Source organism: Actinomadura napierensis (assembly GCF_039529375.1).
In the GTDB taxonomy this organism is placed as follows: domain Bacteria; phylum Actinomycetota; class Actinomycetes; order Streptosporangiales; family Streptosporangiaceae; genus Spirillospora; species Spirillospora napierensis.
Map to the genome: position 1 here is coordinate 1 of NZ_BAAAMR010000058.1, position 25,523 is coordinate 25,523.

Sequence of the window (25,523 nt, forward strand, 5' to 3'; positions counted from 1 at the left end):
GCCCGGTTCCGGCGCCCCCCGCGCAGGCACCTCGGGTGATCTCGCCGCTCGTCCGCAGGATCGCCGCCGAGCACGGGATCGACGTCGCCGCCGTCACCCCCACCGGGCCGCGCGGCGTCGTCCTCCGCCGCGACGTCGAGCAGGCCATCGCCGCCGGGACCCGCGGCGAACCGGCCGCCGCGCCGCCGCCCGGGCCGGCGGACGAACGCGTCCCGCTGCGCGGGCTGCGCCGGGCCGTCGCCGACAAGATGGCCCGCAGCCGCCGCGAGATCCCCGACGCCACGACGTGGGTGGACGTCGACGCCACCGGCCTCATCGAGACGAAGGACGCGCTGCGCGAGAGCCGCCCCGACCTCGGCATCGGGCTGCTCGCGCTGCTGGCCCGCATCTGCGTGTCCGGCCTGCAACGGTTCCCCGAGCTGAACTCCTCGGTCGACACCGAGCGCGGCGAGATCGTCCGGCACGGGCGCGTCAACCTCGGGTTCGCGGCGCAGACCGACCGCGGTCTCGTCGTGCCGGTCGTCCGGGACGCGCAGTCGCTGACGACCGAGGGGCTCGCCGCGGAACTCGCCCGGCTCACCGGGCTGGCGCGGGCCGGGAAGCTGCCGCCCGAATCGCTGACCGGCGGCACCTTCACCTTCAACAACTACGGCGTCTTCGGCGTCGACGGCTCCACCCCCATCATCAACCACCCCGAAGCCGCGCTCCTCGGTGTCGGACGCGTCATCGACCGGCCCTGGGTGCACGGCGGCGCCGTCGTCCCGCGCAAGATCGCCCAGCTGTCCCTCACCTTCGACCACCGGGTCTGCGACGGCGGCACCGCCGGCGGATTCCTGCGCTACGTGGCCGACTGCGTGGAGGACCCCGCCGTCCTGATCGCGCACACGTGAGGGAAGGGGCCGCGGCTAGCCGTGGCGGCCGGGCCGGTAGGGCGCGAGCGCCTCGGCGGGGCGGCCGTGGATCTCCTGGTCGACCAGCTCGGCCAGGCGGGGGCCGAGGGTGATGCCACTGTGGGTGACGGCGGTGTAGAGGCCGGGGCGCTGCGGGCCGACCAGCGGGTACCCGTCGGCGGGCAGCGGTCGGACGCACCGCCGCACCTCGGCGACCCGCGCGGTCAGGGCAGGGAGAAGCGTCCGGGCGCGGGCGAGGAGCTCGTCGCCGGCGGCCCGGATCTGCTCCGCCGGGACCGACTCGTCGACGCCGGCGTCGATGTCGTCGCACTCCAGGACCAGCGCCTCGTTCTCCGCCGGCCGGGCCGACAGCTCGGGGGCGTGGACGACACCGTTGAGGGCGCCCGGCGCCGGGGTCGTGGTGGCGACGAGGCACGGCGCGGCCGAGCCGGGCGCGGCCGGGTCGACCAGCGGCAGCGTGATCCCGGCGGTGGCCAGCAGCGCGGGGGCGTGCCGGCCCGCGGCGCAGATCGTGAGGTCGGCGTCCAGGTCGCGGCCGTCGTCCAGCCGCACCCCGGTCACGCGGTCGCCGCGCAGGTTGAGCCGCACCGCGCGGTGCCCGGTGACGATGTCGGCACCGGACTGCTGCGCGCGCAGGGCAAGGGCCTGCGCGGCAGGGCCGCCGTGCACGTGGCCCTCATCCGGGAAGTGCGCGAACAGCGCGTCGCGCGGTGCGCTCAGGGCCGGCTCCAGCGCGCGCGACTCCTCCCGGTCGATCAGATGGGCGGCGTACCCGAGGCCGGCCAGGCCGTCGACCCGGGCGGACAGCCGGGCCTTCGCCTCGTCCGCCGTCGCCCACACGAGGTTGCCCGCCTGCCGGTACCAGGACGGGTCACCGAACCCGGCGGCCAGGTCCCGCCAGGCGCGCAGCGCCGCCGTCCGGAAGCGGTGGTAGACCGGGTCGGCCGGGTCGTTGGCGTTGAGCCAGGCGTAGCTGGTGCCGGACGTCCCGGCGCCGGGCCACCGCTCCTCGACGACCGTCACCGTGTCGCCCGCGCCGGGCCGCCCGCCGTCCACCGGGCGGGCGAGCCGGTCGGCCAGCGCGGCACCGATGATCCCGGCGCCGACGACGAGTATCCGCATGCTCACCAGCCTGACAGGCGACCGGCCCCGCACCAAGAGCGGCCGGCCTACCGCAGCGCGGGGCCGAGGCGGCGCCACTCCTCCCGGGGGAAGGCGTTCTGGTCGGCTGTGAGCACCTGCACGCAGACGTGGTCGGCGCCGGCGGCGCGGTGCTCGTCCACCCGCCGCTTGATCGCCTCCTCGTCGCCCCAGGCGATCAGCGCGTCGAACAGCCGGTCGCTCACCGAGTCGACGTCCTCCTGCGTGAAGCCGAGGCGCAGCAGGTTGCCCGCGTAGTTCGGCAGGCCGAGATAGGAGCCCAGCCAGCCCGTCCCGATCGCCCGCGCCTCGTCCCGCGTCGAGCAGAGGATCACCGTCTGCTCCGGGAGCACGAGCGGTCCGTCCCCCACCGCCTCGCGGGCCAGCCGGGTGTGCTCGGGCGGGACGAGATAGGGGTGGACGCCCCGCGCGCGCTTCGCCGCCGTCTCCAGCATCTTGGGGCCGAGCGCGGCGAGCACCCGGTTCTCCCGGGGCACGGGCCGGTCCGCCCCGTCCAGGCCGTCGAGGAAGGCGCCCATCGCCGCGAGCGGCCTGCGGTACCGGCCGGGCTCCGAGGCGTCCACCAGCGGAGCGTGGCTCACCCCGATGCCCATCAGGAAGCGGTCGCCGTGCTCGGCCGACAGCGAGGCGAAGGACGCGGCGGCGTCCTCGGGCGCGTGCATCCACAGGTTCAGGATGCCGGTCGCGACGACGGCCTGCCGGGTGGCTCCGAGGAGATTCCCGACGGCGTCGAAGACCGGCCCCCCGATGTCGGGGATCCACAGGGCGCGGAAGCCCAGCTCCTCCAGTTCCGCGGCGGCCTCGGCCGCCTCGGCGGCGTCCCCGTAGCGCAGATGCTGGCTCCATACGCCGACACCGGAAAGCTCCACGGCGTCCTCCCCTCCGGTCGTGCGCGCGGCCCGGCCGGCCGCCCGGCTCGCGCGGCATGTCCTGATCTTGGTCGCGACTGTACCGGCCGGGCCGGCGGCGGCACCGCCCTCCCCCGCCCGGCCCCGACCGGGCGCATGACGATGATCAGGACGCGTCGAGCGTTTGACGTGGGCTTTCTCCGGCTAGTGCCCCGGTAGGCACGGGGAGCGGGAGGGGGCCCGGATGACGGCGGTCGAGGAGGCAGCCGACACCAGCGCCGAGGAGTCGCTGGCGCGGCACGGCCTCGGGGCGAGGATCGGCAAGGTCGTGGCGACGACCGACCACAAGATGGTCGGGTACCTGTACCTGTCCACATCGTTCGCGCTGTTCCTGGTCGCCGGGCTGATGGCCATGCTGATGCGGGCGGAGCTCCTGCGGCCCGGCCTGCAGGTGATGAACGAGCTGCAGTACAACCAGCTCTTCACCATGCACGGCACCATCATGCTGCTGCTCTTCGCGACCCCGACGTTCCTCGGGTTCGCCAACGTGATCGTGCCGCTGCAGATCGGCGCGCCCGACGTGGCCTTCCCGCGGCTGAACGCCCTGACCTACTACCTGTTCGCGTTCGGCTCCCTGATGCTGCTGGCCGGATTCCTCATGCCGAACGGAGCCGCCGACTACGGGTGGTTCGCCTACTCGCCGCTGACGTCCGCGACGTTCTCGCCCGGCCAGGGCAAGGACCTGTGGGTCATGGGCCTGATCGTGTCGGGGGTCGGGACGACGCTGACCGGGGTCAACCTGATCACCACCATCATCACGATGCGGGCCCCCGGCATGCTGATGTTCCGGATGCCGATCTTCACCTGGAACGTGCTGCTCACCAGCCTGATGGTCATCATCGCGTTCCCGGTGCTGGCCTCCGCCCTGTTCGCGCTGGAGGCCGACCGCAGGCTCGGCGCCCACGTCTACGACGGCGCGAACGGCGGGGCGCTGCTGTGGCAGCACCTGTTCTGGTTCTTCGGCCATCCCGAGGTCTACATCGTGGCGCTGCCGTTCTTCGGCATCGTCACCGAGATCATCCCGGTGTTCGCGCGCAAGCCGCTCTTCGGGTACCTCGGCATGGTCGCCGCCACCATCAGCATCACCGGGCTGTCCATGACCGTCTGGGCCCACCACATGTTCGCCACCGGCCAGGTCCTGCTGCCCTTCTTCTCGATCACCTCGTTCATGATCGCGGTGCCGACCGGCATCAAGTTCTTCAACTGGGTCGGCACCATGTGGAAGGGCGAGATCTCGCTCGAGACCCCGATGCTGTGGGCGATCGGGTTCCTGGTGACGTTCCTGTTCGGCGGCCTCACCGGGGTGATCCTGGCGTCGCCGGCCATGGACTTCCACCTCACCGACTCGTTCTTCGTCGTGGGGCACATGCACTACGTGCTGTTCGGCACGGTGGTGTTCGCGATGTTCGGCGGGTTCTACTTCTGGTGGCCGAAGATGACCGGCAAGAAGCTGAACGAGACCTGGGGGAAGATCCACTTCTGGTCGCTGTTCGTCGGCTTCCACACCACTTTCCTCGTCCAGCACTGGCTGGGCGCCGAAGGCATGCCGCGCCGCATCGCCGACTACCCCGACCAGTTCGCGACGCTGAACTTCGTGTCGTCGATCGGCTCGTTCATCCTGGGCGCCTCCACCTTCGCGTTCCTGTGGAACGTCTACCGGACGCACCGGCGCGGCGAGCCCGTCGGCGTGGACGACCCGTGGGGCTACGGCGGCTCGCTGGAATGGGCCACGTCCTGCCCGCCGCCCCGGCACAACTTCACCTCGATGCCGCGGATCCGGTCGCTGCGTCCGGCGTTCGACCTGCGCTACCCGCCGCTGGAGCCGCCGGAGGAGGCGGAGATCGCGACGCCCCCGCCTCCCGGCCGGCAGTGACCGCCCAGGGCCGGTGACGACCCGGCCGGCGGCGGCGCCTCAGTCCCGGTCGCGGCCGGTCACCCTGTCGAGCATCCGGTCCGCCACCCCGACCATCGGCCCCGCCGCCTTCAGGACGGCGGGCCTGGGCGGGGTGTTGGGGTGCGGACGGGTCGGCGCGAGCCGCTTGCCCGCCTCCACCTTGCGGCCGAGCTCCTTCGCCCGCTCGGCGGTGATGAGCTCGCGCAGGCGCGGCCACACCTGCTCCTCCTCGAAGGCGATGTGCTCGCGGGCGTCGGCGATGAAGTCCGCCAGCAGCTCCTCGAAGCGATCCTGCCAGGGCTGCGCGGCGATGAGGTCGTCCAGCACCTGCTTGGCGGCCTGCTCCTGCGCCACGGCGTGGTCGGCCAGCCGGTCCCCGCCCCGGACCAGCCGCCGGACGGCCGGCCAGAAGTACTCCTCCTCCACCGCCTCGTGCTTGGACTCCTCGGTGATGAGCCGCTGCACCTTCCTGCCGCGCGCCGCGAGCGCGTCCTCGCCGGCGCCGGTCGCCCTGGTGGGGCCGGCCTCCAGCTCGTCCAGCATCCGCTTGACCTCGGTGTGGTCGTGGCCCAGCACCGTGAACACGTCGGCCATCTCTCCTCCTCCCCGCGGACGGCTCAGCCCTCCGGGCGGATCACCGCCCGGACGCAGCCGTCGTTCTTGTGTTTGAAAAGGTCGTAGGCGCGGGGCGCGTCGTCGAGGGGCATCTCGTGGGTGGCCCGGTAACTCCCTTGCGGCACGCGTAGACGGCCTCGCGCACCGCGGCGGGCCGGTCGGTCTGCGCCCGCAGCCGCTGCTTGACCCGGTCGTAGGCGTTCTCCGGGCCGGTGGTGTGGGCCTCCATCCCGACCGCCTCGATGCACACGTCCGGGCCGCGCCCGGCTCGTAACCCCACATGGCCTGCGTGATGCCGGAGTTGGTGTTGGAGTTGTCGCACAGCGACCACATGTCGTTGGCGCAGTACCAGCAGCGTCCGCAGCCGACGAAGGAGCACACCACGACGCGGTCGCCGACCTTGTGGCGGCGGACGTCCGGGCCGGTCTCGACGACCTCGCCGAGGAACTCGTGCCCGATGACGTCGCCGGCCCGCATCGCGGGGATGTAGCCGCCGATCAGATGCAGGTCGGACCCGCACGTGGTGCTCGCCGTGACCTTGACGATGACGTCCTGGCCGTTGCGGATCTCCGGTTCGGGGACGTCGCGCACCGCCAGCTCGTCGACGCCCTCCCAGCACAGTGCCTTCACAGCCGTCCCTCCCCGCCGGCGCGCCGGGTGGCCAGGCCCATCAGCCGCCCGCCCACCGTGGGCCGGGTGGTCGGGGGCGCGTCCGGCCGCATGACCTCGCCGGTCTCGGCCAGCGACTTCGCCTCCCGCAGCGCCTGCCGCACCTGCTGCCGGGGGTCGCGCCCGGTCAGCCGCGCCAGGGTCCCGGTGCCGTTCGCCTCGCGCAGCCGCGCGGCCAGCTCGGTGCCCTTGCCTCCGGGCGCCTCGGCGGTCCGGATCTCGACGTGGTCGCCGAGCCGGGCCAGCGGGTCCGGGACCCCGCCGCGGTCGAACTCCCCGGGCGGGCGGTTGACGGTGGCGACCAGCCAGCGGCCGGACTCCGCCCCGTGCGAGGCCGAGCGGGAACGCAGGCGGCGGACGACGCCGGCGACGGCGCCGGCCGTGACCATCACCACCACGATGGCGCGCTTCATCCATCCCTCCAAAGCACACGTGGCGCCCGGGCCTGCGGTGCCCGGAGCCGACCGCGAGCCGGTCCCGGGCGCCGGGCGCGTCAGTCCTTGCCGCGGGCGTCGCGGATCATGTCCCGGACGCGGTCCACCACCGCGACCATGGGGCCGGCGAGCAGGTTCTTGGACGCCGACTCCACCCCCGGGTGCGGATGGGTGGGCGCGGTCGCCTCCGCTGCGCGGACGGCGGCGGCGAACCCCTTGAGCTGCGTCGGGCTGAACTGGTCGCGGAGCCGGTCGAACTCGTAGCGCTCCTCGGCGCGGGCGTGGGTGAGCACGTCCATGCGGAGCTTGTCGAGCGACTTCAGGAACCGCGGGTCGTCGGTGTCCATGCCGTCCAGCTCCGACAGCAGCTCCTTGGCCTCGCGCTCCTCGCTCAGCCGGTCGTCGACGATCCCGTCGCCGCCGGGCAGCCGCCGGGCGGCCGGATGGACGATCTCCTCCTCGGCCGTCTCGTGCACCGCCAGCAGCCGCACGAGCGCCTGGAAGGCCTCCTTGCGCTCCCGCCCGTCCGAGTGCATGACCAGGTCGAACAGGTCGCGGATCCGCCCGTGCTGCGCCCGCAGCAGATCGATGACATCGCCGGTGGACTCCACCGGCGTCGTTGTGGCGCTCACTGCCGTCCTCTCCTTCGGTCGGGTCGTCACCGGGCGGGCTTGTCGCGCAGCCGCTCGACGGGGTGGGGGCCTTCGGTCTCGAGCCGGTACTCGTCGCCGAACTTGGCGCGGTGGTCGTCGATGACCTGCTCCTGCGGGGGCCGCTCGGCGTTGATCCGGTCCTGCATCCGCTCGAACCGCTCGTGCGCCTCCTGGACGTAGCCGGTGCCCAGGGTGGTGCAGTCGATCTGCGTGGCGAGCAGCTCCCGGACGAGTTGCTTGTTCGGCTCGAAGGTGACCGGCTCGGGCAGCGCGGGCGCCACGACGCTCTCGGGGTCGCGGCCGTCGTGCCGGCGCATCAGGTCGCAGGCGATCCGCAGGTGCTCCAGCTCCATGTTCAGGTGCAGTTCCCAGATGCCCTTGATGCGCGGGTCCGTCTCGGTCTGCATGAAGGAGTAGTACAGGTAGCACTCGTTGTACTCGTGGTTGACGAGCCGCTCCCACCACGTCTCGCCCGGGTCGACCAGGGACTCGTAGTGGGTGACGTGCTCCTCCTCCACCAGCCCGATCTCCTGGTAGAGCTGCCGGGCGATCGGCTCCATGTACATGGGGCCGACGTTCATGTAGAAGTTCATCGTCTGCTGCTCGGCCGACATGATCGTCAGCGCGTGCAGCTTGGACAGCGGCGCCGCGGCGGCCCTGTCGTAGGGCTCGCGGACGTTGTCGAACGGGTCGCGGTGCTGCAGGTGGCCGGGGCGTCCCGGCATGACCTCGGTCAGCCCGTCGATGATCTTCTCGGCCTTGCGGTGCTCGATGATCTCGTACAGGTTGGCGTACCGGTACAGGTGGTCGAAGTCCTCCAGCAGCCCGAACTCGTAGGCCTGCCTGAGATAGGGGTCGGGTTCCTGGCGGGCGACCCAGCCGGTCAGGTCGGTGGCGACCTGCTCGTAGCTGATCGTGGTCTCCAGCACCGACGCCTGGCCGGGCAGCAGCCAGTTGACCGTCTTCTGCTGCTGGTGCTCGATGTAGCGGACCTGGGCCAGCTGCCGCTTGACCTCCAGGTCCGGGCAGACCCGGGCGAAGTGGTGGCTGAACATGATCGCCTCCACCTCGATGCCGTTCATCGTGATGATGCGGCACTTGGTGTAGGGATCGGACTCGTCGGGATCGACGGGGGCGACGTCCAACTGCGCCCAGTTGCGCAGCTGGTCGTCCAGCGGGATTCCGCGGTGTTCGAGCGGGTTGAACGCCATTGGGGACGAACCTTCCTCATCCGTGGCCGGTGGTGTGCGGACTTCCGGGGCGGCGTTGGCGCGCACCTGCCCCCTGCCGGCCCGGGAAAACCTCTCGCCGCCTTCCCCCGCTCCGCCGCCCGCCGCATCTTGCCTGGTCAACGGCCATGTCGAGGTCTCAGGCAGCGCTCGGCGGCAGCGCCGGCGCAAGCCCACTGACCAGCAAAGCGGGCCTTTTGCCATGTTTCCGACAAGTCTCCTGCGGCATAGGAAGCAGCATGTTGCTGTTGAGGCCGCCGGGCGTGTACCGGCCACAGGGGGACACCCGGTTGCTGGCCGACGTGCTGCGCCGCCTTCCCGTGACGCGCGGCGCCCGCGTCCTGGAACTCGGCACCGGGACCGGCGCGGTGGCGATGGCCGCCGCGCGCCGCGGCGCCTCGCGCGTCGTCGCGGTGGACGTGTCGGCGCGCGCCGTGCTCACCGCGCGGCTCAACGCCCGGTTGCGCGGCCTGCCGGTACGCGCGGTGCGGGGCGACCTGTTCGGGCCCGTCGCGGGCGAGCGGTTCGACCTGGTCATCGCCAACCCGCCGTACGTGTGCGGGACGACGGACCCGGCGTCGGCGCGCGGCTCGGCCCGCGCGTGGGAGGCCGGGCCGGACGGCCGGGCCCTGCTGAACCGGATCTGCACCGAGGCCCCGGACCACCTGGCCCCGGGCGGGACCCTGCTGGTGCTGCACTCCGCGCTCAACGGGGTCGCGGCCACCTTCGACCTGCTCGAACGAGCGGGGATGCGGGCGTCGGTCGTGGCCCGCCGCCAGGAGCCCTTCGGGCCGGTGATGCTCGGCCGGGCCGCCGAACTGGAATCGCGCGGGCTGGTGCGGGCCGGGCAGCGCCATGAGGAGCTGGTGGTGATCCGCGCCGACCTCGCGAGCGCGGACGAGCGCCCCGACGACGTCACCCAGGTCGCGTGAGACACCGCGGAAGAGCAGGGAAGGCCGGTGACCACCGATGACGCCCGATCCCGCCGGCACGCCGCGCACCCGCCGCGCCTCCCGCCCCGACGAGCGGGAGGCGCGGCGGGTGCGGATGGTGCCCGGCGGCCCGATGCTGGTCGAGGGCCCGGTCGAGGTCGTCCTGGACGACGGCACCACGGTGACGTGCGATCGCTTCCAGGTCGCGCTGTGCGCCTGCCGACGGAGCCACCGCTATCCGTTCTGCGACACGAGCCACCGCTCCCGGCGGCGTCCGGGCGCGAAACCGCGCCCGGACGGGCCGGAGGGCGCCGCCTCCTAGCCGCCTCCTAGGGGCCGCGCGCTAGAGACGGCCGTCGAGGGACGGCCGGCCCGACCGCCAGCGTTCCAGGACGAACGTTCCGAACCGGTCCTCCAGCAGCTCGGTGGCCCGCACTCCGAAGACCACGTCCGCGGCCAGCTCGGGCTCGCCTTGCAGGAGGTCGCCGATGACCTCGTGCCGCAGCACCTGCTCGTGCACGGCGTCGGCCTCGATGTGCTCGGTGTAAAAGAGCAGCGCGGCCGGGCCCGCCTCCAGCCGCTCCAGGGCGCCGGCCAGCCGCCGGGCGCTGGGCGCGGTGGTGATCTCGGCGGCGGCGAAATGCCCGACCATTGCCCCGCGCAGGCCGCGGTGCAGCCCGAACAGCGACATCATGTTCACGGTCGCCAGCATCTCGGCGGGCACGCGGTCCAGGTAGGCGCCGTACGAGGGGTCGAGGTCGACGTCCTCCAGCAGGTCCGCGAACAGCCGGGCGTGGACGCGGTCGCCGCGTCCGCCGCCGAACTCGTCGAACTCCACCGCGACCAGGGCCGCCTTGGCGTGGCCGCGCAGCCGCGGGATCACCCAGGCGTGCGGATCGGCCTCCTTGAGGTGGTAGATCGAACGGTGCGCCAGGTACTCGCGCATCTGCCACCACTCGCCGTGGTCGCGTAGGTAGTGGGAGACGCCCTGCCCGTCGACGGGCTCCACCAGCAGTTCGTCCAGGACGCCGGTCACATCGTCGCCCGGGGCGGTCCCGTCCCGGAGCGCGTGCAGGAAGGCGCGTTCCATCTCGCCGCGAAGGCGCAGCAGGTCCGGGTCCCACTCCCACTCGGCGTCGACGCCCTCGAACCCGCGATAGTGCAGCTCGTAGCAGGAGTAAAGCGCGAGTTGCAGGTCCTCCCCGAACGGATCGGCGCCGGACACGGCGTCCGGCGCCACGCGGACGCCGCTTCCGGGTGAACGCGGCAGCACCGCCGTCACCGCTTCCGACAACGCCCCACGGGGCGCCGGAAGCGGCGGCGCCGTCTCGCGAACAACGCTTCCCACCAGAGTCACAATGCCCCCTTTAACCAGGCTTTCAGGGCACTTGTCCTACCCGGCGGATCGCCGTCCAAGCGCCGGCTCGGCGGACGGGGGGCGCCGGCTCGGCGGGCCGCGCGGCCCGGCGTCACTCCATCTGGGCGGCCATGCGCGCGATGTCCTCCCGGTCCAGGTGGACGAAGTCGCCCGTCGCCTCGACCGTCACCCGGCCGCGCTGCAGGAGCCGCCCGACCGTCCGCACCCGCCTGCCCTCGCGCGCCTCGACCTCGCCCTCGAACACGCACGGCTCCCCGAGCAGGGTCGGGCGGCGGTAGACGATCTCCAGCCGGGCCGTCGGGCCCGCGACCCCGGCGATAAAGTTCGCCGCCGCGCACACGATGTCGAACGCGCCCGCGAGCACCGCGCCGTGGACGCAGCCGGGCGGCCCCTCGTACGGGCGGGTGAACGTGCCGCGCAGCAGCGCCTTCGGCGGCTCGAACGCCACCTCCAGCGGGAGCGCCATCGGGTTGTGCCGGCCGATGACGACGTCGTAGGCCATGCGCCCGGCGAGGTCGGCGCGGGCGCCGTCCTCGATGTGCAACATGGTCTTGGGCAGCGGCGGGTCGGGGACGTGCCGCTCCAAGGCGTCCGCGACGGACTCCAGCTCGCGCGCCGCCGCCAGCGTCGCGTCCGCGGGCGCCGTCGTCGCCGTGGCGACCGCGATGAGGCGCCGGATGGCGTCCATGAGCGCCGCGGACTCCTCTTCGCGGCCCACCAGCGCGGGATGCGGGGATTCGGACGTGTTCGTCACATGCACCTCAACCATCGTTGCTCATGCCGCCGGGCCGGCGGCCGGGCCGCGCCCGCCACGGCTCGGCCTCCCGGCGGGAGGCGCCGGGACGTTCTTACGGCGAGGCGGGCGCCGCCTCCGCGTCCGGCTGCTCGAACATGCCCCGGCCGCGGAACAGCTTGACGCACAGGTCGCCCTGGTTGCGCAGCATCGTGACGTACTCCCGCTCCGCGGCCTGCGCGTCGGCCTTCTTCATGGCGCGGACGATCGCGGCGGTGCCGCGCTTCTCCACGGCCTGCACGCCGGGCACCAGCTCGAAGACGTTGCCGGGGATGATGCCGGTCATCTGCTTCAGCATGTTGCGCAGCCGCGGCGACTGCGCGGCCTCCACGACGAGGCCGTGGAAGCGCGCCGTCAGTTCTTGCAGCGCCTCCGGATCGCCGGCCGCGGCGATCTCCTTCTGCAGCACCGCCAGCCGCGCGCCCAGCTCCGCGCCCTGCCGCTCCACCGCCCGCCGGGCCCCGAAGCCGTAGAACAGCCCGTACAGCTCGTAGTGGTCACGGACCGACGACTCGTCGAGCGCGTTCACGAACGCCCCGCGGTGGGCGATGATCGTGATCCAGCCCTCCCGCTCCAGCGCGATCAGCGCCTCGCGGACGGGGATCCGCGACACCCCGAGCGCGCGGGCCACCGCGTCCTGCGGGACCCGCTGCCCCTGCCGCAGCACGCCGTCGAAGATCAGCCGGCGCAGGTAGAGCCGGACCTGCTCGCCGCTGGTCAGCCGGGACAGGCTCTGCCCCGGCAGCGCGTCGGCCGCGTCCGTCATGCCGGCGCCCCGCAGCTCGGGTTCCTGGCTCCGCGGGATCGGTCTCACCCCCAGGCTCGGCGGGCGGCCCGACGCCGCCCGGCACGCAACGCAAAGCTAGCAGCGCGCACTCCCCGTGTCCGGCGGCCGCGGGTCCGGCACGTCCGCCGGGGCGGCGCACCTCCGCGCGCGGCGCACAAAGAATATATTGTAGCCGATATCACATCGCATGGTCGCGCCCGGCGGCCGGCGCCTCCTCCAGGAGCCGCTTGATCACCTTGCCGGTCTCGTTGTAGGGCAGCGCGTCGCGGAACTCGACGTGCGCGGGCACCTTGAAGGGCGCGAGCCCCGCGGCCACCCAGTCCCGTACCGCCTGCGCGGTGGGGCGCGCGCCGTCGCGGGGCACCACGACCGCCTTGACCTCCTGGCCCAGGACGGTGTGCGGGACGCCGATGACGCAGGCGTCGGCGATGTCCGGATGCTCCACGAGCCGGTACTCGATCTCGATCGGGTAGACGTTCTCGCCGCCCCGGATGATGAGGTCGCGCATCCGGCTCTCCAGGTACAGGACGCCGTCGACGATCCGGCCGAAGTCGCTCGACCGGTACCAGCGGTCCGGTGTGAGCGCCTCGGCCGTCGCCTTCTCGTCGCCCCAGTAGCCGAGGAACACGCCCGCGCCGTTGATGTGGACGCGTCCGACCTCCCCCTCGGGCAGCGGATTCCCGTCCTCGTCGCGGACCTGCACCCGGACGGTGGGCGCGGCGGCGCCGACCGAGGCGGGATGGCCCTCCATCTCGCGGCCGTTGAGGAAGGTGCCGGTCCCGGTCGTCTCGGTCATCCCATAGCCGTTGGTGATGCCGACGCCGGGCATCTTCTCCTCGAACAGCCGCAGCAGTTCCGGCGCGAAGGTGGCGCCGCCGCTGCCGATCGTGGTGACCCGCGAGGTGTCGTACTCGGCGAACCTCGGGTGGGTCAGCATCCGCCAGAAGTGGGTGGGGACGCCGGTCCACTGCGTCAGCCCGTGGTCGTGGGTCAGCCTCAGCGCGGCCTCCTCGTCCCAGCGCCCAGGTGGCGGCAGCACGAGCTTGATGCCGTACAGCGGCGCGTTCGCGAGCGCGAAGCAGGCGCCCGAGATGTGGAAGAGCGGGTTGGCGAAGACCGAGGCGCGCTGCGCGCCGTCCGGGACCTGCCGCCGGCCCGGCGGGCCGGTGAGCGTGTCGACGGCGCCGCCGAGCCCGCCGAACAGCCCGAAGTGGACGAAGTTGCGGTGCGACATCGTCGCGCCCTTCGGGCGTCCGGTCGTCCCGCTGGTGAACATGATCGCCGCGGGATCGTCCTCGTCGATTACGGCGCCGGGCGAGGTGGCGGGCTCCTCCGCCTGCGCGGCGGCGGCGGCGTGCAGCTCGTCCAGCGAGACGACCGGGACGCCGTCGGCGGCGGCGCGGGTCTCCGCCAGGCGCACCAGCGGCTTCCCCGAGCCGAACAGCACCGACGGCCCGGTCAGGCCGATGCCGTGGTCGAGCTCGCCCGGCGTCCACCAGCCGTTCAGCCCGACCATGACCGCGCCGAGGGAGAGTGTCCCCCACCACAGCAGGACGTGCTCCAGCCCGTTCGGCGCGGACACCGCCACGCGGTCGCCCTTCGCGATGCCGTACCGGGCGGACAGGACGCGGGCGTACGCGACGGCGAGCCGATGCGCCTCGGCGAACGTGACGGCGTGGGCAGAGGGGTCGGCGAAGGCGAGGTAGGTGAGGTCGGGGGTGTGCTCGGCGGCGCCGGCGAGCAGGGCGGGAACGTGCGGCGCGCGCTGCGCGAACACCTCCGCCGGCACGCCGAGCACGTCCTCGACGCGGCGCTCGAACATCGCGCCGGGACCGCACAGCAGCTCGCGCATGCCGTCGTCGAGCAGCTCGTCGCCGTGCCACGCCAGAGTGAGGGGGGTGGGCATGGATCACTTCCCGTCGGGCCGCGGGGATCGGCTCACCCCTTGTATATAACATCAAGTCTACGAAATTATGAGACGGCAGTCTCATCCGATTTCCTCGGGCGCGGGCCGCGCGCCGAGCCGGCCCGTCCAGCCTCCCGCGCACTGGTGGAGAGAGCACGATGAACGAGTCGATCAACCTGGTCAGCGGCGAGTTCTGGGGCCGCGACCCCCACGAGGAACTGCGCTGGATCCGCGAGAACGACCCCGTCTACCGGGACGGGAACGGCGGCGTGTGGGGCATCTCCAAGCACGCCGACGTCAAGGCGGTGTCCCGCGCCCCGGAGGCGTTCTCCAGCGCGCACGGGATCCGGCCCGACAACGCGGCCATGCCGATGATGATCGACATGGACGACCCGGAGCACAAGATGCGCCGCAAGCTGGTCAGCGCCGGCTTCACCCCGCGCCGGGTCGCCGAGCAGGAGGCCTACCTGCGGCGGATCTGCGACGAGATCATCGACGCGGTGTGCGAGCACGGCGAGTGCGACTTCGTCCACGACATCGCCGCGCAGCTGCCGCTGATCGTGATCGGGGACGCGCTCGGCTTCGCGCCGCAGGACCGCCAGACGCTGCTGGCCTGGTCGGACGACATGCTGTGCGCGCTGACCGGCGGCGACGACGTGGAGCTGATGGTCAAGGCCGCGGACGCCTTCAACGGGTTCAACGAGTACGCGACCCGGGCCGTCGAGCGGCGCCGCTCCGACCCGGGCGACGACCTGCTCAGCATCCTGGTGCACGCCGACATCGACGGCGACCACCTCGACCTCGACTCGCTGCTCCAGGAGTCGCTGCTGATCCTCATCGGCGGCGACGAGACGACCCGGCACGTCGTCTCGGGCGGCATGTACCAGCTGTGCCTGCACCCGGACCAGCGGCGGAAGCTGATCGACGATCCCGGGAAGATCCCGACGGCGGTCGAGGAGATGCTGCGCTGGGTCTCCCCCATCAAGAACATGAACCGGACCGCGACCCGCGACGTCGAGCTGCGTGGGCGCACGATACGCGAGGGCGACAAGGTGCTGCTGCTCTACCCGTCCGCCAACCGGGACGAGGAGGTGTTCGAGGACCCGTTCCGGTTCGACGTGGAGCGCGCCCCCAACGACCACATCGCGTTCGGCAACGGCCCGCACTTCTGCCTCGGCAACAGCCTCGCCCGGCTGGAGCTCAAGGTGATGTTCGAGCGGCTGATGGCCCGGCTGCCCGACATCGAGCCGATCGACGACGCCGAGCCGGCCCACCGGTCCGCCAACTTCGTCTCGGGCTACGAGTCGTTCAAGGTGCGGTTCACCCCGTCCGCCCGGCTGGGCGCCTGACGTGGCGGCCGCGGACGACCTGCCGGAACTGGGCTTCTACGGGCTGGCCGGGCACGCGTCCTCGCCCCGCGACCTGGTCGGCCAGGTGCGCGACGGCGAGCGCCTCGGCCTCGGCTCGGTGTTCCTGTCCGAGCGCTTCGCCACCAAGGACGCCGCCACCCTGTCGGGCGCGGCGGGCGCGGTGAGCGAGCGCCTCGGCATCGCCACCGCCGCCACCAACCACAACACGCGCCACCCGCTCGTCACCGCGACGTTCGCGGCGACGATGCACCGGCTCACCGGAGGGCGCTTCGCGCTCGGCCTCGGCCGCGGGTTCGACCTGCTGTTCGACGTGATGGGCCTGCCGCGCGTCACGTCCGCGCAGCTGGAGGACTTCATCGGCATCATGCGGCGGCTGTGGCGCGGCGAGGCGGTCATCGACCACCACGGGCCCGCCGGCGACTTCCCCTACCTGAACCAGGACGCCTCGTTCGACGAGGACATCCCGATCCTGCTGACCGTGATGGGCGAGAAGACGCTGGAGTTCGCCGGGTCGGTGGCGGACGGCGTCGTCCTGCACACCTTCTTCACCGACGAGACGCTGAGCCGTTCGGTGCGGGCGGTGCGGCGGGGCGCCGAGAAGGCCGGACGGGACCCGGCGGGCGTCCGGGTCTGGTCGGTCCTCGCCACGGTCGGCGACCACCTGGACGAGGAGCAGCGGCTGCGCAAGCTCGTCGGCCGGTTCGCCACCTATCTGCAGGGGTACGGCGACCTGCTGGTCCGCGTCAACGGATGGGACCCGGCGCCGCTCGCCCGCTTCCGCGCGGACGACCTCGTCACCGGCTTCCCCGGCGCGTTCGACGCGATCGGCACGGCCGAGCAGCTCGAGCACGTCGCGACGCTCATCCCGGACGAATGGCTGGCCGCGTCCGCGACCGGAAGCGCGGCGGCCTGCGCGCGGCGCGTCCTCGACCAGTTCGACGCGGGCGCAGACGGGGTGATCCTGCACGGCGTCACGCCGGCCGAGGTCGAGCCCGTCGTGGCCGCCTACCGGGAGGTCAGGCCCGCGGGGCTCGCCCGCGGCGCCCAGCGCAACCCCGGGCGGAGCTGAGCCCGTGACCGTCATCGACGGCCCGTCCGGGCTCACTCCGGACGCGCTCAGCGAGATCTTCCAGGCGCCGGTGACCGGCGTGCAGTGGGAGAAGGTCGGCTCGGGGCAGATCGGCGCGTGCTACCGCCTCCGGCTGGAGGGCGCCGAAGGCGTGCCGCGCCGCCTGGTCGCGAAGCTGGCCGCCGAGGATGAGGCGTCCCGCGCGTTCCTCGGGCCCGCGTACCGCGCCGAGGTGTCCTTCTACCAGGACATTGCCCCGACGGTGGCGGTGCGGACGCCTCGCTGCCACTACAGCGCCCTGTCGGAGGACAACACCACGTTCGTCCTGCTGCTGGAGGACCTGCATCCGGCGACGCAGGGCGACCAGATCGCCGGCTGCACCCCGCAGCAGGCCGCCGACGCGGTCACGAACCTGGCGGGGCTGCACGGCCCGCGCTGGTGCGACCCGACACTGCTGGACCTGCCGTGGCTGAGCGCGGTGGGCGAGGACGACGCGGCCACGCTGAGCGAGGTCTTCGCGCCGGCCGTCGAGACGTTCACCGAGAGGTTCGCCGGGGAACTCGACGACCGGGACGTCCGGACGCTCCGCGAGACCGCCGAGGCGATCGCCGCGTGGGTGACGGGCCGTCCCGAGCGCTTCGGCCTCGTCCACGGCGACTACCGGCTGGACAACCTCATCTTCCCGCCCGCTCCCGAGCGCGGCGTGACGGCGGTGGACTGGCAGACGCTCAGCCTCGGGCACCCGCTGCGCGACCTGGCCTTCTTCCTCGGCACCGGCCTGGAACCCGGCGACCGGGCCACGCACGAGCGTTCGCTGGTCGGTGCCTACCACGCGGCGCTGACCGGCTACGGGGTGGACGGCTACGACCTGGACGAGTGCTTCGACGACTACCGGTTCGCCGCCCTCCAAGGGCCGCTGATCACCGTCCTTGGATGCGCGTACGGGGCGCGCACCGAACGCGGCGACCGGATGTTCCTGACCATGACGGCGCGTTCCTGCGCCGCGATCCGCGACCTCGGCACGCTCGGGCTCGTATGAGCGTCCGGGCTCGTATGAGCGCCGCCTCCGTGGTCAGGCGGGCTCGCAGATCACGACCGGGATCTCGCGCTCCGTCCAGGACTGGTACTTGTCGAAGTCGGCGTAGACGGCGACGAGGCGGGGCCAGAGCGCGGCGCGTTCTTCGGGTGTGGCGGTGCGGGCGAGCATGCGGCGGGCGTCCCGCCGCACCTGGACGGTCACCCGCGGGTCGGCGCACAGGTTCAGGTACCAGAGGGGATCCTTGGGCAGGCCGCCCTGGGACGCGACGATGATGACGCGGTCGCCGTCCGGCATGAACAGCAGCGGCTGGGTGCGCGGCTTCCCGGTCTTGCGTCCCTTGGTGGTGAGCAGGCAGATCGGGACGCCCTTGCGGAAGGCGCTGCCCACCCGCCACGTCCCGCCGACACGGCCGCCGGTCGCCCGGTAGGCCGCGATGTTGAGGCGTGACATGACCTTGAGGATCTTCGGCACGATCGGCGAGTCCATGCCCTTGGGCGCGGCGCTGCTCGTCGGCGACATCGTCATCCCTTCCATTCGAAGTCGGGCATGCCCGGCAGGCGCCCGGTGGCGAGCGCGTCCGCCTGCTCGGCGAGGCCCGGTTCGTACTCGGGATGGGTGAGGACGAGGAAGCGCTCCTCGCGGACGGCGCTCAGCACGTCCTCGACCACCTTGTCCACGGGTATGCCGTCCGCGACGGTCTGCGCGATCATCTCGCCCATGAACGCGGAGTCCTCGCCCGGCTCGGTCGCCAGGCCGGCCGGACGGCCCCGTTCGGATTCGTGGATGCGCGTCTGAACACCACCGGGGCACAGGGCGGAGACGCGCAGCGGCGAGTTCTCCAGCGCCAGTTCCTGGGCGAGGCTGAGGGTCGCGGCGAACGCCGCCCACTTGGAGACCGTGTAGGGCGCGGCGCCGGGGCCGACGAACAGGCCGGCGACCGAGCAGGTGTTGACGATGTGGCCCTCGCCGCCCTGCTCGATCATGCGGGGGACGAACGCGCGGACGCCGTGCAGGATGCCCCAGAGGTTGACCCGCAGCGTCCATTCGAAGTCGGCGGCGGGACGCGTCCACGTGCGTCCGCCCATGTAGACGCCCGCGTTGTTGAACAGCAGGCGCACCTCGCCGAGCGCGGCGAACGCGCGGTCGGCGAACGCCCGCACGGACTCCTCGTCGCCGACGTCGGTGACCTGCGTGACGACCGTGGTGCCGGGGCCGAGGGCGCGCTCGGTCTCCGCGAGGGCCTCGGCGTCGATGTCCGCGAGTGCCAGGTGCACGCCCTCGCGCGCCAGCCGGCCGGCGAGCGCGCGCCCGATGCCGCTTCCGGCGCCGGTGACGGCCGCCGCCCTCCCGCGCAGTTCACGCACCGCACCCTCCGGGGTCGGCCCGCCGGCCACTGTCGGCGGGATCGGAAGCACGCTAATCTCAAACCCGACTTGCATCAAGTATCAAGTATTCGGAGCTGCCCATGGCGGTGCCCGCCTCCCCCACCACCGCCGTCGTCGTGACCGGCGCGGCCTCGGGCATCGGCGCCGCCTGCGCCCGCGCCCTCGCCGAGGTCGGCCGCCCGGTCGCCCTGTGGGACCGCACCGACCCCGCCGGCGTCGCCGAAGCGATCACCGCGGACACCGGGACGGCGGCCCTCCCCGTCGTCATCGACGTGACCGGCGCGGCCGCGTTCCCGGACGCGATCGAGCGCAGCCGCGCCGCGCTCGGCCCGATCGGCGGCCTGGTGCACGCCGCGGGGATTTCCGGGCCCGCCGCGGTCGGCGACCTCGACGAGGCCCGCTGGGACGCCGTCCAGCACGTCAACCTGCGGGCGCACGCGCTGCTGTCCCAGGCGCTGCTGGACGACCTGCGCGCGCAGGAGGGCTCGGCGATCGTCGGGATCTCCTCGATCGAGGCGTTCCTCGGGAGCCTGTTCATCCCGTCCTACTGCGCGTCGAAGGCGGGGCTGCTCGGCCTGACGCGGTCGCTCGCGCACCTGCTCGCCGGCGACGGCGTCCGCGTCAACGCCGTCTGCCCCGGGTACATCGACACCCCGCTGCTCAGCAGGGACGTTCCGGCGGAGATGCGGCCCCTGTTCGAGGCCAAGGCCCCGGTCGGGCGGCTCGGCCGTCCCGAGGAGGTCGCCGCGGCGGTCCGTTTCCTCATGAGCGACGAGGCCTCGTTCATCACCGGCACGCACCTGACGGTGGACGGCGGCACCACCGCCGTCGACCGCTGATCCCCCAAGGAGACGACATGGGAAACCTCGACGGGACGACGGCGCTGGTGACCGGCGGCGGCAGCGGCATCGGGCTCGCGTGCGCCGTCCGGCTGGCGGAGCAGGGCGCCGCCGTCACCATCTGCGGGCGCACCGAGGACCGGCTGCGCGAGGCCGCCGCCAAGGCCGGCAACGGCATCGAGTACGTCGTCGCGGACGTCACCGACGACGCGCAGGTCGAGGAGGCCGTGCGGGCGGCGGCGCTGCGCGGGCCGCTGCGGGCGGTCGTGGCCTGCGCCGGCGGATCCAGCTCGATCGGGCCGATCGCGCAGCTCGACCTCGACGCCTGGCGCGCGACGATGGAGCTGAACGCCACCGGCACCATGCTGACGATCCGGCACGCGGCGCGCGTGATGGCGGGCGCGGGCGGCGGATCGATCGTCGCGATCTCCTCGATCGCCTCGTCCAACACGCACCGCTGGTTCGGCGCGTACGGGGTGTCGAAGGCGGCCGTGGACCATCTCGTCCAGCTGGCGGCCGACGAGCTGGGCGGCGCGGGCATCCGGGTGAACGGGGTCCGGCCGGGGCTGACCCGCACGGAGCTGGTGGCGGGCATCGCCGACACCGGCCCCGTGCTGGAGGACTACCTGTCCTGCATGCCGATCGCGCGGGTCGGCGAGCCGGAGGACATCGCCGCCGCCGTCGGGTTCCTGGCGGGCCCGGACTCCTCGTGGATCACCGGGCAGATCATCAACGTGGACGGCGGCCACCACCTGCGCCGGGGGCCCGACTACTCCTCGGTGTTCGAGCCGCTGTTCGGCGACGCGGCGCTGCGCGGCCTGCCCGCCGAGGAGTGATCGGACGCGCCCGGCGGCTCAGCCGAGCTGGGCGGCGATGCGGTCGCCCGCGCCCGCGTCGCCCAGCAGCCGCGCGAACGCGGCGTCCTCGCGCTCGCGGGCGCGCCGGACCTCGTCCCTCCGGGAGGCGACCAGCAGTTCCTTGGTCGCCACCAGCGACGCCAGCGGTTTGGACGCGATCTCCCGGGCGATCCCGCGCGACGTCTCCAGCAGCGTCTCCGCCGGGCACGCGCGCAGCGCCAGGCCGCAGCGCACGGCCTCCTCGGCGGTGACCCAGCCGCCGGTGAACAGCGCGAGCGCGGCCGGCTGGTGGCCCATGCGCGCGGGCAGCAGGTAGCTCCCGGCGGCCTCGGGCACGACGCCCATCGTCGCGAACGGCGCCATCAGCCGCGCGTGCTCGGCGATGAGCACCACGTCGCAGTGGCCCAGCATGGTGATCCCCAGCCCGACGCCCGAGCCGTTCACCGCCGCCATGAGCGGCTTGGTGAACGCGGTGAGCGCGTCCACGAGCGCGACGAACCCGCTGCCCATGTCCTGGTCCGAGCGCCCGGCGGCGTGGTCGCGGGCGATGTCGGCCATCTCCTTGATGTCGGTCCCGGCGGTGAAGGTGCGGCCCTCCCCCGTCAGCAGGACGACCGAGACGCCGTCGTCGGACGCGGCGTCCCGCAGCGCCCGCGCGGTCGCGTGGTACAGCTCCTCGTCGAAGGCGTTGGCCGCGTGGGGGCGGGCGAAGACCAGCGTCCGCACCGCGCCGTCGTCCTCGATCCGCAGCGTCTCCGTCATCGCCCGGTCCTCCTCAGGATCTCCGTTTGAGATACTTAATACAATATTCCTCATTCGGACGGGCACGCGGCCCGGCGGGAGGTGCGCAGGTCGCGCAGGGCGACGGGGAGCGCCGCCATCAGCAGCGCCGCGGTGAGGGCGAACGCCCACGGGTAGCCCGTCTGCGCGGCGACGAGCCCGAAGCCGAGGGCGCCGATGCCCATCCCGGCGTCGTAGGCGAAGTTCCACAGTGCGCTGACCGTGCCGTAGGACGAGCGCGGCACCCGGGCGTACATGAGGGCGAGCGTGGCGTTCTGCAGCAGCCCGAACCCGACGCCGAACACCGTCACCCCGGCGATCACGGCGAGGTCGTCATGGGTGAGCGCGGTGAGCAGGACGCCGGCCGCCGACAGCACCAGGCCGGGCGGTACCAGGCCGGCCTGCCCGTGCCGGTCGCCGTGCCGGCCCGCCACCACGCGGGCGATGGTCGAGGCCAGCGGCTGCAGGAAGAGCGCGATCGCGACGACGCCGGTGGACGCGGACGCGACCGCCAGCGGCAGGAACGTCACGATGATCCCGGCCACCAGCGCGGACGCGCCGAAGACGAGGGCGGGACGCGACAGCGCCGGCGTCCGCAGACCGGCCAGGACGCCGACGGCCCGCCCGGCGCCGCGCTCGCCGTCCGGCAGGCCCGGCACCGAGGCCACCGCGACGAGGGCGGCGAGGCCCGCGACGACGGCGACCGGCGTGTACCCGAAGTGCTGCGCGGACCAGACGCCGAGCGGCAGCGCGCCCAGCGCGGGGGCGCCCGCGACGATGCCGACGAGCGCCAGGCCCTCGCCGCGCCGCTCGTCCGGGATGAGCGCGGCGGTGAGGGCGCCGCCGGCGACCACCGTCACCGCGAACCCGAGGCCGCGCAGCAGGCAGACCAGCACGACCCACGCCATGTCCGACGACGCGGTCAGCACGAGGGCGGGCGCGCCGAGCAGCACCAGCCCGCCGCCCAGCGCGACGCGGTATCCGTACCGGCTCACCAGCCGCGGGGTGCCGAGTTCGCCGCACACGGTGGCGAACATCAGCGCGCCGGTCGCCAGGCCCGCCGCGCCGCCGCCTCCGCCCGTCCCCTGCGCGTAGAGCGGCACGACCGACAGCAGCAGATAGAAGCTGATCGACGAGCCGAGCATGGAGACGAACCGCAGCAGCAGCGGACGGGTCACCAGCGGCGGTCTCGCGGCGGGAAGAGGGATCGCGGGGGCTTCGGTGCGGTACGTCGTCGTCATACCGATCACGCTAGGGATCGGGCGGATCGCCGATAAGCTCCATTTCCATGCCGCTGGAGTGGTCCGGTTTGTCGCCCGATCTGCTGCTGACGCTGGACCGGGCGTCGGCCGAACCGCTGCGCGGCCAGCTGGAACGCCAGGTCAGGGACGCGATCCGGAGCGGCAGGCTGGGGGTCGGCGAGCGGTTGCCGTCCTCGCGGGAACTGGCCCGCGCGCTGGGGCTCTCGCGCGGCCTGGTCCAGGACTGCTACGCCCAACTCCAGGCGGAGGGGTACCTCGTCACCCGGGTCGGCTCTGCCACCCGCGTCGCGGCCGGGGCGGCGCCCGCCGTCCCGCCCGCACCGCCGCGGCCCGCTCCCCCGCCCTCCCGGCTGATCGCCGACTTCCGTCCCGGGGTGCCGGACCTCGGCTCCTTCCCGATGGGCGACTGGCTGTGGGCGGTCCGCGAGGCGGGCCGGACGATCCCCACCGCCTCGCTGGACTACGGCGACCCGGCGGGCGAGGCGGGCCTGCGCGAGGTGCTGGCCGGGTACCTGCGGCGCGTCCGGGCCGCGGCCGCCGAGCCGGACCGGATCGTCGTCTGCTCCGGCCACGCCCAGGGGCTGCTGCTGGCGCTGAGCGCGCTGGCCCGCGCCGGGGTGCGGACGGTCGCCTATGAGGACCCGGGCGGCCCCCGCTCCACCAGCGGCGCCGCCGCCTGGGCCGGGCTGGACGCGGTCCCGGTGCCCGTCGACGAGCACGGCGTGGACGTGCGGGCGCTCGCCGCCACCGGGGCCCGCGCCGTCGTCGTCACGCCGGCGCACCAGTGGCCGACCGGCGTGGTCATGGCCCCGCACCGGCGGCTGGAGCTGATCGCGTGGGCGGCCGAGCGGGACGCCGTCATCATCGAGGACGACTACGACGCCGAGTTCCGCTACGACCGCGAGCCGGTCGGCGCGCTCCAGGGCCTCGCCGCGGACCGGGTCGTCTCCATCGGCACCGTGAGCAAGTCGCTGGCGCCCGCGCTGCGCATCGGCTGGCTGCTCGCCCCGCCTTCGCTGGCCGCGACGATCGTCGAGCACAAGCTGCTCAACGACCGCGGCTCCCCGGCGCTCGACCAGCTCGCCCTCGCCCGGCTCATCGAGTCCGGCCGCTACGACCGGCACCTGCGCCGGATGCGGGCGGTGTACGCGGCGCGCCGGGCCGCGCTGGTCGCCGCGCTCGCCGAGCACGCCCCCGGCGTCCGGGTGACGGGCCTGGACGCCGGCTTCCACGCCGTCGCGCACCTGGACGTCCCCGGCGGCGAGGCCGCCGTGATCGACGCGGCCCGCGCCCGCGCCGTCGGCCTGCACGGCATGAGCATGTGCCGCGCGGACGGCGCCGACTCCCCGCTGCAACTCGTACTCGGCTTCGGCAACACCGGCGAACGCGCCGTCCACGCAGGCATCACCGCCATAGCCGACCTCCTAACCCCCACTGACCATGCCCCCGGCCCCCGAGCATCCGACACACCGGTGCAGAGGCAGCGGCATGAGCCGGCGTAAGGCGCTGTGGCGGACCGTGCGGCGGGCGGCGCAGCGGGCGGGGCGCCGTTGTGGTGTCCCCGCCAGCACTCGCCGTGGTCTGTCTTTCGGTGCGGCCGCTGGATCAGAGGGTCTTGATCGTGCCGATCGGTCGACGGCGCACGGAGGCACGATGGCGGATGCGGTGGCGGTGCCCGGCGGGACGCGGGATGCGGACAGCCGGCTCGTGTCAGCGGGTCTGGGCGTGCTCGATGACCTGGTGCAGGTCGAGGGCGCCGTCGTTGGCCGCCCAGACGGACGCGGCGACCAGGGCGACAGTGGCCGCGACGAGCCAGCGGCGGTGCGGCGGCGGGGGCGCGAGCAGGGCCGCGACCCGGCGCGGCACCGGGCCCGGACGGCGGCGGCCGAACACGCGGCCCGGGCCGATGCCGAGGGCCGCGGCATGCCCGAGCCCCGGCCGCCGATTGTGCGCGAGGGCGGCCTTGCCGATCGCGCGGGCGACCCGCTCCCGGTCGGTTCCGGCGGCGGCCCGCTCGTCCGCCCAGCGCTCGGTCGTGAACGTCACCGCGCCGCGCAGCGGCAGCAACAGCGGGTTGGCGGCGGCCGCGACGTTCACCAGCGCGCGGAAGAGGTGATGGCGCCCGGACAGGTGGGCGCGCTCGTGCGCGAGCAGGACGCGCCGCTCGGCCTCGTCCAGGATCGACAGCATCCCGGTGGACACGACGACGCGGCCGGGCCGGCCGGGGAGCGCGAACGCGTCCGCCGCGTCATCATCGACCACCGCGACGATCCCCCGGCCGGGCAGCGCGCGGGCCGCCCGCGCGCCCGCCAGCAGGCTCCGGGCTTGGCGCACGGCGGCCCAGCCCGCCGCCGCCAGGCTCGCCGCGAGCGCCGGGCCCGCCACCGTCGCCACGACCGGGCTGGTCTCCGGGTCGCGGTGCAGGACGTGCTCGGACAGGTGGCCGAGCGCCGCGATCACGGGCAGCCGCAGCGTCCCGCCCAGCGCCAGCTCGGCCAGCGACGCGGTGCTGGCCAGCGCCAGCACGACGGCCGTCGCGGTGAGCAGCCAGGTCGCGGTGCGCGGCGGGAGCCGCCCCGAGAGCGGGCGCGCGGCGAGGGCCATCGCGGCGGGCAGCAGCAGGGGCAGCAGGCCGTCCGGGTCCATCGCCGC

At 73.7% G+C, this 25,523-nt stretch carries 25 protein-coding genes; 10 read left to right on the forward strand and 15 right to left on the reverse strand.

Annotated features, from left to right (window positions below; all coding sequences use genetic code 11):
* The coding region (locus tag ABD296_RS28405; RefSeq protein ID WP_344273645.1) for a dihydrolipoamide acetyltransferase family protein at nt 1-890 on the forward strand (890 nt) is incomplete at its 5' end.
* A 15-nt stretch (nt 891-905) separates the two neighbouring features.
* Here the strand turns inward: ABD296_RS28405 and ABD296_RS28410 are convergent.
* Both ABD296_RS28410 and ABD296_RS28415 read right to left on the reverse strand, forming a co-directional pair.
* Complete coding sequence (locus ABD296_RS28410; RefSeq protein WP_344273648.1) at nt 906-2,033, reverse strand: NAD(P)/FAD-dependent oxidoreductase; 1,128 nt, start codon at nt 2,031-2,033, stop codon at nt 906-908.
* A 47-nt stretch (nt 2,034-2,080) separates the two neighbouring features.
* Nucleotides 2,081-2,941, reverse strand: coding sequence for an LLM class F420-dependent oxidoreductase (locus tag ABD296_RS28415; protein WP_344273651.1), 861 nt, complete (start codon nt 2,939-2,941; stop codon nt 2,081-2,083).
* A 223-nt stretch (nt 2,942-3,164) separates the two neighbouring features.
* Between ABD296_RS28415 and ctaD the strand changes: the two genes are divergently transcribed.
* On the forward strand, nt 3,165-4,853 hold the full coding sequence (ctaD, locus tag ABD296_RS28420; RefSeq protein ID WP_344273654.1) for an aa3-type cytochrome oxidase subunit I: 1,689 nt from the start codon (nt 3,165-3,167) through the stop codon (nt 4,851-4,853).
* Between the two features lie 39 nt (nt 4,854-4,892).
* Here ctaD and ABD296_RS28425 read toward each other — a convergent pair whose 3' ends face one another.
* The 4 genes from ABD296_RS28425 to ABD296_RS28440 form a co-directional block, all read right to left on the reverse strand.
* Nucleotides 4,893-6,119: an alcohol dehydrogenase catalytic domain-containing protein gene (locus ABD296_RS28425; protein WP_344273657.1), complete on the reverse strand. Its 1,227-nt coding sequence runs from the start codon at nt 6,117-6,119 to the stop codon at nt 4,893-4,895.
* The gene (locus ABD296_RS28430; RefSeq protein ID WP_344273661.1) at nt 6,116-6,571 is read right to left on the reverse strand and encodes a hypothetical protein; all 456 of its coding nucleotides are present in this window, start codon (nt 6,569-6,571) and stop codon (nt 6,116-6,118) included. Before ABD296_RS28430 ends, ABD296_RS28425 begins: the two co-directional genes overlap by 4 nt.
* An 80-nt stretch (nt 6,572-6,651) precedes the next feature.
* Entirely contained in the window at nt 6,652-7,224 is a 573-nt protein-coding gene (locus tag ABD296_RS28435; protein WP_344273664.1) for a hemerythrin domain-containing protein, read from the reverse strand.
* Nucleotides 7,225-7,250: 26 nt separating this feature from the next.
* Nucleotides 7,251-8,456 (reverse strand): hypothetical protein, encoded by a 1,206-nt coding sequence (locus ABD296_RS28440; RefSeq protein ID WP_344273666.1) that lies wholly within the window; start codon nt 8,454-8,456, stop codon nt 7,251-7,253.
* A gap of 257 nt (nt 8,457-8,713) precedes the next feature.
* Between ABD296_RS28440 and ABD296_RS28445 the strand changes: the two genes are divergently transcribed.
* Together ABD296_RS28445 and ABD296_RS28450 are read left to right on the forward strand one after the other, a co-directional pair.
* Entirely contained in the window at nt 8,714-9,406 is a 693-nt protein-coding gene (locus ABD296_RS28445) for a HemK2/MTQ2 family protein methyltransferase (RefSeq protein ID WP_344273668.1), read from the forward strand.
* A 37-nt stretch (nt 9,407-9,443) separates the two neighbouring features.
* A complete protein-coding gene (locus ABD296_RS28450) occupies nt 9,444-9,728 on the forward strand; it encodes a CDGSH iron-sulfur domain-containing protein (RefSeq protein WP_344273671.1) in 285 nt (94 codons plus the stop codon).
* 21 nt (nt 9,729-9,749) lie between these two features.
* Here ABD296_RS28450 and ABD296_RS28455 read toward each other — a convergent pair whose 3' ends face one another.
* The 4 genes from ABD296_RS28455 to ABD296_RS28470 form a co-directional block, all read right to left on the reverse strand.
* Nucleotides 9,750-10,754 carry an iron-containing redox enzyme family protein gene (locus tag ABD296_RS28455; RefSeq protein WP_344273674.1) on the reverse strand — a complete coding sequence of 335 codons (1,005 nt, stop codon included), beginning with the start codon at nt 10,752-10,754 and terminating at the stop codon, nt 9,750-9,752.
* A 121-nt stretch (nt 10,755-10,875) separates the two neighbouring features.
* A complete protein-coding gene (locus tag ABD296_RS28460) occupies nt 10,876-11,553 on the reverse strand; it encodes a PaaI family thioesterase (protein WP_344273677.1) in 678 nt (225 codons plus the stop codon).
* 79 nt (nt 11,554-11,632) lie between these two features.
* The gene (locus tag ABD296_RS28465; protein ID WP_344273680.1) at nt 11,633-12,343 is read right to left on the reverse strand and encodes a GntR family transcriptional regulator; all 711 of its coding nucleotides are present in this window, start codon (nt 12,341-12,343) and stop codon (nt 11,633-11,635) included.
* A gap of 199 nt (nt 12,344-12,542) precedes the next feature.
* Nucleotides 12,543-14,270 carry a class I adenylate-forming enzyme family protein gene (locus ABD296_RS28470; protein WP_344273683.1) on the reverse strand — a complete coding sequence of 576 codons (1,728 nt, stop codon included), beginning with the start codon at nt 14,268-14,270 and terminating at the stop codon, nt 12,543-12,545.
* A 158-nt stretch (nt 14,271-14,428) separates the two neighbouring features.
* Here ABD296_RS28470 and ABD296_RS28475 point away from each other — a divergent pair, with 158 nt between their 5' ends.
* Genes ABD296_RS28475 through ABD296_RS28485 form a run of 3 tightly spaced genes read left to right on the forward strand, consistent with a single transcriptional unit; the run spans nt 14,429 to nt 17,748 of the window.
* Nucleotides 14,429-15,619, forward strand: coding sequence for a cytochrome P450 (locus tag ABD296_RS28475; protein ID WP_344273686.1), 1,191 nt, complete (start codon nt 14,429-14,431; stop codon nt 15,617-15,619).
* Nucleotide 15,620: 1 nt separating this feature from the next.
* Complete coding sequence (locus tag ABD296_RS28480; RefSeq protein ID WP_344273690.1) at nt 15,621-16,709, forward strand: TIGR03857 family LLM class F420-dependent oxidoreductase; 1,089 nt, start codon at nt 15,621-15,623, stop codon at nt 16,707-16,709.
* Nucleotides 16,710-16,713: 4 nt separating this feature from the next.
* On the forward strand, nt 16,714-17,748 hold the full coding sequence (locus ABD296_RS28485; RefSeq protein ID WP_344273693.1) for a phosphotransferase family protein: 1,035 nt from the start codon (nt 16,714-16,716) through the stop codon (nt 17,746-17,748).
* A 33-nt stretch (nt 17,749-17,781) separates the two neighbouring features.
* Here ABD296_RS28485 and ABD296_RS28490 read toward each other — a convergent pair whose 3' ends face one another.
* Together ABD296_RS28490 and ABD296_RS28495 are read right to left on the reverse strand one after the other, a co-directional pair.
* Nucleotides 17,782-18,273, reverse strand: coding sequence for a nitroreductase family deazaflavin-dependent oxidoreductase (locus tag ABD296_RS28490; protein WP_344273696.1), 492 nt, complete (start codon nt 18,271-18,273; stop codon nt 17,782-17,784).
* Nucleotides 18,270-19,112 carry an SDR family NAD(P)-dependent oxidoreductase gene (locus tag ABD296_RS28495; RefSeq protein WP_344273698.1) on the reverse strand — a complete coding sequence of 281 codons (843 nt, stop codon included), beginning with the start codon at nt 19,110-19,112 and terminating at the stop codon, nt 18,270-18,272. Before ABD296_RS28495 ends, ABD296_RS28490 begins: the two co-directional genes overlap by 4 nt.
* A 101-nt stretch (nt 19,113-19,213) precedes the next feature.
* Between ABD296_RS28495 and ABD296_RS28500 the strand changes: the two genes are divergently transcribed.
* Both ABD296_RS28500 and ABD296_RS28505 read left to right on the forward strand, forming a co-directional pair.
* On the forward strand, nt 19,214-19,972 hold the full coding sequence (locus ABD296_RS28500) for an SDR family NAD(P)-dependent oxidoreductase (protein ID WP_344273701.1): 759 nt from the start codon (nt 19,214-19,216) through the stop codon (nt 19,970-19,972).
* A 17-nt stretch (nt 19,973-19,989) separates the two neighbouring features.
* On the forward strand, nt 19,990-20,808 hold the full coding sequence (locus ABD296_RS28505) for an SDR family oxidoreductase (protein WP_344273704.1): 819 nt from the start codon (nt 19,990-19,992) through the stop codon (nt 20,806-20,808).
* An 18-nt stretch (nt 20,809-20,826) separates the two neighbouring features.
* On the opposite strand, the gene ABD296_RS28510 is transcribed toward ABD296_RS28505, so the two are convergent.
* The gene (locus tag ABD296_RS28510) at nt 20,827-21,591 is read right to left on the reverse strand and encodes an enoyl-CoA hydratase/isomerase family protein (protein ID WP_344273707.1); all 765 of its coding nucleotides are present in this window, start codon (nt 21,589-21,591) and stop codon (nt 20,827-20,829) included.
* 50 nt (nt 21,592-21,641) lie between these two features.
* Complete coding sequence (locus ABD296_RS28515; RefSeq protein ID WP_344273711.1) at nt 21,642-22,850, reverse strand: MFS transporter; 1,209 nt, start codon at nt 22,848-22,850, stop codon at nt 21,642-21,644.
* A gap of 47 nt (nt 22,851-22,897) precedes the next feature.
* Between ABD296_RS28515 and pdxR the strand changes: the two genes are divergently transcribed.
* The gene (gene pdxR, locus ABD296_RS28520) at nt 22,898-24,373 is read left to right on the forward strand and encodes a MocR-like pyridoxine biosynthesis transcription factor PdxR (RefSeq protein ID WP_344273714.1); all 1,476 of its coding nucleotides are present in this window, start codon (nt 22,898-22,900) and stop codon (nt 24,371-24,373) included.
* A gap of 208 nt (nt 24,374-24,581) precedes the next feature.
* On the opposite strand, the gene ABD296_RS28525 is transcribed toward pdxR, so the two are convergent.
* Entirely contained in the window at nt 24,582-25,517 is a 936-nt protein-coding gene (locus ABD296_RS28525) for a M56 family metallopeptidase (RefSeq protein ID WP_344273717.1), read from the reverse strand.
* Between the last annotated feature and the right edge of the window lie 6 nt (nt 25,518-25,523).

Coding starts and splice junctions, on each gene's coding strand:
- ABD296_RS28410 (WP_344273648.1), bottom strand. CDS start 2,033: ATGCGGATACTCGTCGTCGGCGCCGGGATCATCGGTGCCGCGCTGGCC.
- ctaD (WP_344273654.1), top strand. CDS start 3,165: ATGACGGCGGTCGAGGAGGCAGCCGACACCAGCGCCGAGGAGTCGCTG.
- ABD296_RS28430 (WP_344273661.1), bottom strand. CDS start 6,571: ATGAAGCGCGCCATCGTGGTGGTGATGGTCACGGCCGGCGCCGTCGCC.
- ABD296_RS28440 (WP_344273666.1), bottom strand. CDS start 8,456: ATGGCGTTCAACCCGCTCGAACACCGCGGAATCCCGCTGGACGACCAG.
- ABD296_RS28445 (WP_344273668.1), top strand. CDS start 8,714: ATGTTGCTGTTGAGGCCGCCGGGCGTGTACCGGCCACAGGGGGACACC.
- ABD296_RS28450 (WP_344273671.1), top strand. CDS start 9,444: ATGACGCCCGATCCCGCCGGCACGCCGCGCACCCGCCGCGCCTCCCGC.
- ABD296_RS28460 (WP_344273677.1), bottom strand. CDS start 11,553: ATGGTTGAGGTGCATGTGACGAACACGTCCGAATCCCCGCATCCCGCG.
- ABD296_RS28465 (WP_344273680.1), bottom strand. CDS start 12,343: ATGACGGACGCGGCCGACGCGCTGCCGGGGCAGAGCCTGTCCCGGCTG.
- ABD296_RS28470 (WP_344273683.1), bottom strand. CDS start 14,270: ATGCCCACCCCCCTCACTCTGGCGTGGCACGGCGACGAGCTGCTCGAC.
- ABD296_RS28475 (WP_344273686.1), top strand. CDS start 14,429: ATGAACGAGTCGATCAACCTGGTCAGCGGCGAGTTCTGGGGCCGCGAC.
- ABD296_RS28490 (WP_344273696.1), bottom strand. CDS start 18,273: ATGACGATGTCGCCGACGAGCAGCGCCGCGCCCAAGGGCATGGACTCG.
- ABD296_RS28500 (WP_344273701.1), top strand. CDS start 19,214: ATGGCGGTGCCCGCCTCCCCCACCACCGCCGTCGTCGTGACCGGCGCG.
- ABD296_RS28505 (WP_344273704.1), top strand. CDS start 19,990: ATGGGAAACCTCGACGGGACGACGGCGCTGGTGACCGGCGGCGGCAGC.
- ABD296_RS28510 (WP_344273707.1), bottom strand. CDS start 21,591: ATGACGGAGACGCTGCGGATCGAGGACGACGGCGCGGTGCGGACGCTG.
- ABD296_RS28515 (WP_344273711.1), bottom strand. CDS start 22,850: ATGACGACGACGTACCGCACCGAAGCCCCCGCGATCCCTCTTCCCGCC.
- pdxR (WP_344273714.1), top strand. CDS start 22,898: ATGCCGCTGGAGTGGTCCGGTTTGTCGCCCGATCTGCTGCTGACGCTG.
- ABD296_RS28525 (WP_344273717.1), bottom strand. CDS start 25,517: ATGGACCCGGACGGCCTGCTGCCCCTGCTGCTGCCCGCCGCGATGGCC.